General features: G+C 43.8%; 5 protein-coding genes. 3 read left to right on the top strand and 2 right to left on the bottom strand.

Annotation, left to right across the window (positions count from 1 at the left end; all coding sequences use genetic code 11):
• Positions 1–398: 398 nt before the first annotated feature.
• Both kduI and ACHUFQ_RS16795 read right to left on the bottom strand, forming a co-directional pair.
• The gene (gene kduI / locus ACHUFQ_RS16800) at positions 399–1,229 is read right to left on the bottom strand and encodes a 5-dehydro-4-deoxy-D-glucuronate isomerase (protein ID WP_394177006.1); all 831 of its coding nucleotides are present in this window, start codon (positions 1,227–1,229) and stop codon (positions 399–401) included.
• Positions 1,230–1,244: 15 nt separating this feature from the next.
• A complete protein-coding gene (locus tag ACHUFQ_RS16795) occupies positions 1,245–2,483 on the bottom strand; it encodes a DUF4861 family protein (protein ID WP_394177005.1) in 1,239 nt (412 codons plus the stop codon).
• Between the two features lie 113 nt (positions 2,484–2,596).
• Between ACHUFQ_RS16795 and kduD the strand changes: the two genes are divergently transcribed.
• Genes kduD through ACHUFQ_RS16780 form a run of 3 tightly spaced genes read left to right on the top strand, consistent with a single transcriptional unit; the run spans position 2,597 to position 7,093 of the window.
• Positions 2,597–3,370 carry a 2-dehydro-3-deoxy-D-gluconate 5-dehydrogenase KduD gene (gene kduD, locus ACHUFQ_RS16790; protein WP_394177004.1) on the top strand — a complete coding sequence of 258 codons (774 nt, stop codon included), beginning with the start codon at positions 2,597–2,599 and terminating at the stop codon, positions 3,368–3,370.
• Entirely contained in the window at positions 3,370–4,668 is a 1,299-nt protein-coding gene (locus ACHUFQ_RS16785) for an alginate lyase family protein (protein ID WP_394177003.1), read from the top strand. The genes kduD and ACHUFQ_RS16785 overlap by 1 nt, the downstream gene beginning before the upstream one ends.
• 13 nt (positions 4,669–4,681) lie before the next feature.
• Positions 4,682–7,093, top strand: coding sequence for a glycoside hydrolase family 2 protein (locus tag ACHUFQ_RS16780; RefSeq protein ID WP_394177002.1), 2,412 nt, complete (start codon positions 4,682–4,684; stop codon positions 7,091–7,093).
• Positions 7,094–7,329 lie beyond the last annotated feature (236 nt).

Genomic DNA, 7,329 nt, shown 5'->3' with positions numbered 1-7,329 from the left:
GCAGAGCGAATACCGGACACTTCGATAACTTCGATATCTTGATTGCTTGCTGTTGAATTGTCTTCTTGTGCGTAGGCGTTAAAACTTCCTAAACTCATGCCAATTGCGATAGCTACTGACGTTTTAGTAAACGTTGAACCTACAAATTTTGTGTTATTCCCCATGACGCTAGACTCCATTATTGTTTTATGTAGTTTGTCTATCAGTTTGAATTGTTGTTTCTTATTTTTTGTTTGTGTAATGTTTTTTGTTTTAATTACTTTCTAACTTTTTACTTACGTCTTTTTTTACAAGTGCTGAGTGCTTTATGATTATTAATTGCACAGTATATTCATACCACACTGTGCAATATTCAATCAATGCTGCCACCTTGTCAAGTGGCCTTACCAATTAATTTTTTAGCTTAGTTCACCGAGTGTTAAATGATCCATGTCGGTAAATTCCTGATTTTCTCCACCCATCGCCCAGATGAAAGTATATGCCGAGGTTCCAACACCACTATGGATTGACCAGCTTGGAGAAACTACAGGTTGCTCTGGGGCTAAAACGAGCGACTTAACTTCATGAGGTTCGCCCATCAGGTGGAAAACTCGTTGCTCTTCTGCCATATCAAAATACATGTAAATTTCCGAACGGCGTGCATGGGTGTGTGGTGGATTCGTGTTCCAAACACTGCCTTTAGCAAGTTCCGTAAAACCCATCACTAACTGGCAGCTATCTACAATACCGGGACAGATGGACTGATAGATAATACGTTCATTACTGGTCTCCTGAGCGCCTAATTCCAGTTTATTCGCATCATTTTTGGTGACTAATTTGGTTGGATATGCCGCATGCGCTGGGTAACTGACCAGATAGAATTTCGCCGGGTTGCTAGCGTTTTCACTCGTGAAGGCAATCTCCTTCGCCCCTTTTCCTACGTATAGGCTGTCTTTATTCGCCATATTGTATGTTTGGCCATCGACAGTAACAGAACCCTTATCGCCAATATTGATAATGCCCAACTCACGGCGTTGACAAAAATAGTCCGCAGCAAGTTCTTTATATACTGGCAAATCAATCGCAGATGCCGTTGGCACAATACCGCCTACGACGCCTCTGTCTATATCGGTATAGGTGATCTTGAGTTCGCCCGCCTGAAACAATCCTTCGATGGTAAATGATTGCTTGAGCTCTTCATTGGTCATGGTTTTGTAACGAACATTATCCGCAGTGTGTAAGATGTTCATATCGTATTCCTTCTATTAATCTTGATATATTACTTGAATTGGAGAATTGAGTTTGGTTATTTCCTTTGCGAGCTTAACCTTAAATTGCTGTAACTCATCACTTCCTCCGATACCTCCCTGCCAGTCGGCAAGAAAGTAGTAGCTAATGGTATTCGTATCCTTACCAAGGATAAGGGTATGGCTATTTTCATCGGTAACCTGGTTTACCAGATCCTCGGTTTTAAAAAATATCGCAAGCCCTAAATTGTCTCCGGCCAGACTTTGCTTGCCGTATGTTGCGAAATAACCCCATGTAGAGTCTTTAGCATCATAAATAATCGGGCTCAAACCATGGTTGACGATGCCGGTCAGCCAATGCTCTAAGGTTTTCGAGCCGACCGCAGTAACTTTAACTTTAGAATCCCCATGGTTGATAGCATATTGCACTGTCGCATTAACGGTGTCGGCTGGTATTTGCCAGTTATCAAAAGACAGCTCAAACGCAGAGGAATTAACGCCACTATGAAGTTTTACCTGCAAGGATTCAAACTGACTCATTCGAGTCATAGAATCCTGTTGCATCGCACCCGGTGTACCAAGACCAAATGAATCTCCAACCTTAAGCACGTCCATGCCCCAGTCATTCATTTCGTGATAGTTACTACCATCGATTCCAATAACCGGTAACACCAACTTTTCCGTTGATTTGCCGAATACATCGAGCGAACCACGGTGATCGAAGTAGTAGCGGTAAGCCATCAGGTTCGATTCGAGACCAATACCTTCGTATTTGAAAAGATGATCCCCAAGGGTATGTTCTTGTGGCAACGTATATCGATTAACGGGTAGATAAGTCCCCCCTACTAATCGTCCCTCGTCATTCATTTTACCACTAACCCTTACAGCAAGTTCAGCCTGCGTCCTAATTGATGGCTCATGTGCTGATGCCGTCTCAGGGTTAAAGTAAATAATAATGCTTTTGCTTTCATTTGCCTCAAAGTCTAACAATAGTTGGATATCACCGGTTTCAAAGTCGCCATTACAATCCGTAGACTGGTGATCCATACCTTGACTACCACTCACAACAAAAACCGATTCAGCAGGAAATGGTAATTCTTGTTTTGGTAGGCAAATTTCCGCATTCGTAACTGGTATGTCCAATTTGTTCTTTGCTACAAACTGAAACTCCTGCCAATTCCCAGCCTCATTAGCAACGCTAAACTGACTGAAAAATATAACAAAACAAGACATAACCTGAAATTTTAAATTCACCATTTTCCCTCCTAGCAATAATCTAGACTTTCGAATCGAGCCAATATACACTAACAAAATTGGCTTTACCACATTACCAATATTAACCAATTTATCAAAAAAGAGTGGGTAGTAAAATGAATCCGTACATTAATTCTTTATTTTCTGTCGAGGGCAAAGTCGCAATTGTCACCGGTGCAAGTCGTGGTTTAGGTCAGGCAATGGCCTTGGCGCTGTCACAAGCTGGCGCGATTGTCGTCGCTGTAGCCAGTTCTGAAAAAAGTCTGGCAAATACCAAAGAAAAACTGTCTGCTCAAAATCCTCAGCATTTATTTCTCCCTTGCGATCAATCCGATGCAGAGCAAATAGCCGATACGGTTAATACCGTATTTCAGACATTTGGTCGCATTGATATATTAGTGAACAATGCAGGTATTATCAGGCGAGCACCGGCCGAAGATCATTCCGATCAAGACTGGTTAGATGTCATGAATACCAATGCCACCGGCGTATTTCGATTTTGTCGAGCGGTGGGAAAGATCATGCTTGAGCAAGGTAATGGCAAAATTATTAATATCGCTTCTTTACTTAGCTTTTCCGGCGGCATTACCGTGCCTTCGTACGCAGCCAGTAAAGGTGCCGTTGCTCAGTTAACTAAAGCATTGGCCAATGAGTGGGCCAATAAAGGTATTCAGATTAATGCCATTGCTCCGGGTTATTTTGCGACAGATAACACCGAACAACTCAGAAATAACAAAGAACGCAATGACAGCATTACCGCCAGGATCCCTGCCGGTGAATGGGGTCAACCTTCGGATTTAAATGGTGCAGCCTTGTTTTTATCCAGTAAAGCTTCTGATTATGTGAATGGCCACATTTTACTTGTTGATGGCGGCTGGATGGCGCGCTAATGACGTTTTGGAGACATCTGGTAAGTCTGAATATTGCCCTGTTATCACTATGGGTTTCATCGGCTTGTGCGGCACAACAATCAAAGTTACTGCTAGCAGAACAACCGCAGCTGGACATCATCAAAAAGGCCTTATCGACCCGTCACCAACAATCACCACAATGGCAAGCTCTGATTAGTGATGCAGAGCAGGCGCTAGCGATGCAACCGCTGAGTGTCACGCAAAGCCCACCTCTGCTACCCGGTGGTAAGCCGAACGATTATTACAGCGTTGGCCCGTATTGGTGGCCTAATCCCCGTACTGCAGATGGTTTACCCTGGATCAAACGCGATGGTGAACGCAACCATCAATTTCGGGGGAAAGACGCTGACAATGAGATGTTTTTCACCCTATCACAAGCCTGTTTCAAGCTGGGGTTAGCCTACTATTATACAGACGAAAAACGCTATGCCGAAAAATTACAGCAATTGGTTGAGTTCTGGTTTTTGAATTCAGATACGGCCATGTCAGCGCACTTAAATTTTGCTCAGGGGGTACCGGGCGTTGCCAGTGGCAGGCCCTATGGCATCATTGAATTTAGGCATTTACTGGTCATCTTAGACAGTCTGACACTGACGAAAAATGCCACCGATGACGACTTTAACCAGGCGTTTAACGGTTGGCTAACGCAGTTTTTGAATTGGCTAAAAACCAGTGAAATAGGCCGTGAACAGAATTCGAAACTGAATAATCATGGCACCTATTATGATGCTTTGGTTGCTGGCAGTCATTTGTATTTAAATGAGTTAGAGCAAGCCAGAGCAGTATTTGAGAACAGTAAAAAGCGCATCATCGCACAAATTAACGAACAGGGTTTACAGCCACACGAACTCAGCCGCACCCGTCCATTTCACTATAGCGCCTTTAATCTACTCGCTTTTACCCAACTCGCTGAAATGGCCTCGCTAGCCGATGTGGATTTATGGCGTTATCCTGACAAACGCGATGCGCGTATTCTTAAAGCATTTGACTACTTATTAGAAAATGCTGACAACCGTGCCTTGTGGCAAGGTAAGTCTGAATCAGAGATTGATACGCGGCATATGATCGTGCCAGCGTTAAGGATCTATGGTCACCGTTCTGGTGAAACTCAATCCGGCAACAAGCAATCCAGCAACAAGCAATTGCCACTCATACCAAACCATTTGATCAATACAACTGCAGCTCAGGAGATAACCATGTGTAAACTACTGTTTTCTTATGAGCTCAACCTGACAAAACAAGATGTAGGTTCAGGTAAGTTTGCCTGCACACTGTAATGAGGGATAATTTATGACACCAAAGATCTTAATCCGCACAATATGGATCATTGGTTTAATCTTGGCGTCGATGAATACTTTTGCCAGCGATGACAAAACCATTAATATCAATCAAGACTGGCAGTACCTGCAAGAAAACCATGCGAACGTATCGCAAGCGTTAAACAGTAAAAATTGGCAACCCATTCAATTGCCGCACACCTGGAATCGCACCGATACGGTCGATGCACAGCCCGGCTACCGACGAGATGCGAGCTGGTACAAAAAACGATTAGAACTTTCCAACGCCAAGCGCCAATTCTTATATTTTGAAGGCGCAAATACGCAAGCTGACGTTTATGTGAATGGGAAACTGGCCGGGACAAATATCGGTGGCTACATCGGCTTTACCTTTGAAATTACCGATTATGTTAACCGCGACAAAATTGCCAACATCATGGTGCGTGTCAGCAACGCATACAACCCAGATATTATTCCATCGCAAAAGTCCGATTTTTTTATCTTTGGCGGTTTGACGCGTGATGTCTGGCTGATTGAAAGTGACGACGTATATCTAGAAAACCTGACAGTCACAACCCCAAAGGTCTCCCATGAACTGGTCGAGGCAGTCGCAGAGCTGAATTTCGATTCGACGAAAAGCTACCCACAATCGACGTTGGTCGCCGAAATCTTTGACCCGACAGATAAAATGATTAGTAAAACGCACACCAACATCGCTATCAATCAAGGCGCTCAAAGCCTCACCCTCGCTTTGAACAAAATTACCAACCCTGCCCTCTGGTCAGTTGATTCACCTGACTTGTATCGTGTAAAAGTCACATTATCGGATAACGACAGGGTGCTTGCGAGTAAAGAAGTGACAACTGGGTTTCGTTGGTTTGAACACAAAGAAGGTAAAGGGTTTTTCTTAAATGGTGAAAGAGTCTTGTTACGAGGTACGCATCGACATGAAGAGCATGCAGGATTCGGTGCAGCTTTGTCCAATATCCAACACCGAAAAGACTTAGAGCAAATAAAAAACATTGGCGCAAATTTTGTCCGCCTTGGCCACTACCCGCAAGATCCAGAAGTCTACAAAGCTGCCAATGAACTCGGTTTAATTGTTTGGGATGAATTACCTTGGTGCCGCGGAGGCAAAGGTGGAGAAACCTGGGAAGCCAATACAGAGTCACTGTTAACGCGACAAATACAGCAGAATCGCAACCACCCGAGCATTGCATTCTGGTCGATTGGTAATGAAATGTACTGGGAAGAAGATTTTCCCGGAGGTGGCGCTGAAGACGTTGTCACCCCTTACGTGCAAAAGCTTAACGATTTAATCAAAGATATTGATCCATCAAGGTTTACGACATTACGAAAATATTACCCCGGGGCAGATATTGTTGATATTTTTTCGCCCTCAATTTGGGCGGGATGGTACGGCGGAGCTTACGGTCAATACGAGGAAGCACTGCAATCTTCAATGGAAAAATATCCGGCCCTTATCCATATGGAATACGGAGGTTCCAGTCATGTTGGCCGCCATGAAGAATCACCGATTGACGAATTAGGCATTCGTGATGCACAAGTCTCAGTTTCAGAAGCGATGAATCAAGCGATTGTCAAAAGTGTTGCCAAGGATTCAAACTGGAACGAAAACTACATGGTCAATTTGTTTGACTGGCACCTGAGCGTTTCAGAACGATTCCCGGGATTTATCGGCAATGCCCAGTGGGCTTTTAAAGATTTTGGAACACCGCTTCGACCGGAAAATCCAATCCCCTACGTAAATCAAAAGGGTCTGGTTGATCGAGCCGGTAACCCCAAAGACAGCTATTACGTGTTCGCCAGTTATTGGCAAAAAACACCTATGTGTTACATCGAGTCGAAAACCTGGACGGTACGGTATGGGCCCAAAGCGGGTCGAAACGTTAAAGTTTACTGTAATACCGAACAGGCGGAATTGTATCTCAATGGTGAAACGCTCGGCAAAAAAGACCGCATCCACGGTCAATATCCTGCCCATGGGCTAGTCTGGAAAGTGCCTTTCTCTGAAGGTAAAAACCAACTTTACGTAAAAGGGTTTAATGACGGTAACATGGTCATCGAAGATAGCCTAGCGCTCGAGTACCAAGTAGGCACGCACGATAAACCTAAAAAGGTTGCGTTAAGCTCTGAGCGAGTTTCTGAAAATTTATATCTGGTAACCGCATCGATTATTGATAGTGATGGACGACTCGTTACCGATTATGAAGACAGAGGTTACTTTTCTTCACTCGATAGCAATGCAAAGCTTATCGAAAATCAGGGGACGCCAAACGGCTCCAGTAGTATTGAATTGGCCAACGGCATGGCACGCATTTTGGTACAAAAAACCTCGAATGCGCAAGCCGTTATCGAATTTAAAACTCAAAACTTTAAAGGACAATACGTCCGCATCGATTAATCAAGGTGCGAGTAAGACGGAGTAAACACCCGATAAACTCTTACTCGCATTTTTCCTTCTCTACATGCTCTCTCTACTTGCGCTCTTTTCTGTCAAAAATACAATTGCCTGAGAGATAGGGGCAGCACGAAACATACCCCCATGATAAGGGTTTGCTATGTAATACCAATCCCATTAAGTTTGTGCACAACTCAGAGTTAGGGCAGAGGTTCAGTTACAACATAGATTTCGTTGAT

Source organism: Thalassotalea litorea (assembly GCF_043642205.1).
In the GTDB taxonomy this organism is placed as follows: domain Bacteria; phylum Pseudomonadota; class Gammaproteobacteria; order Enterobacterales; family Alteromonadaceae; genus Thalassotalea_A; species Thalassotalea_A litorea.
The sequence above is the reverse complement of the archived record's forward strand: the minus strand, read 5'-3'. Positions and strand labels throughout refer to the sequence as shown.

Bases quoted from the DNA above. Each gene is read 5' to 3' on its own strand.
- ACHUFQ_RS16780 (WP_394177002.1), top strand. From the start codon at position 4,682: ATGACACCAAAGATCTTAATCCGCACAATATGGATCATTGGTTTAATC.
- ACHUFQ_RS16795 (WP_394177005.1), bottom strand. From the start codon at position 2,483: ATGGTGAATTTAAAATTTCAGGTTATGTCTTGTTTTGTTATATTTTTC.
- kduI (WP_394177006.1), bottom strand. From the start codon at position 1,229: ATGAACATCTTACACACTGCGGATAATGTTCGTTACAAAACCATGACC.
- kduD (WP_394177004.1), top strand. From the start codon at position 2,597: ATGAATCCGTACATTAATTCTTTATTTTCTGTCGAGGGCAAAGTCGCA.
- ACHUFQ_RS16785 (WP_394177003.1), top strand. From the start codon at position 3,370: ATGACGTTTTGGAGACATCTGGTAAGTCTGAATATTGCCCTGTTATCA.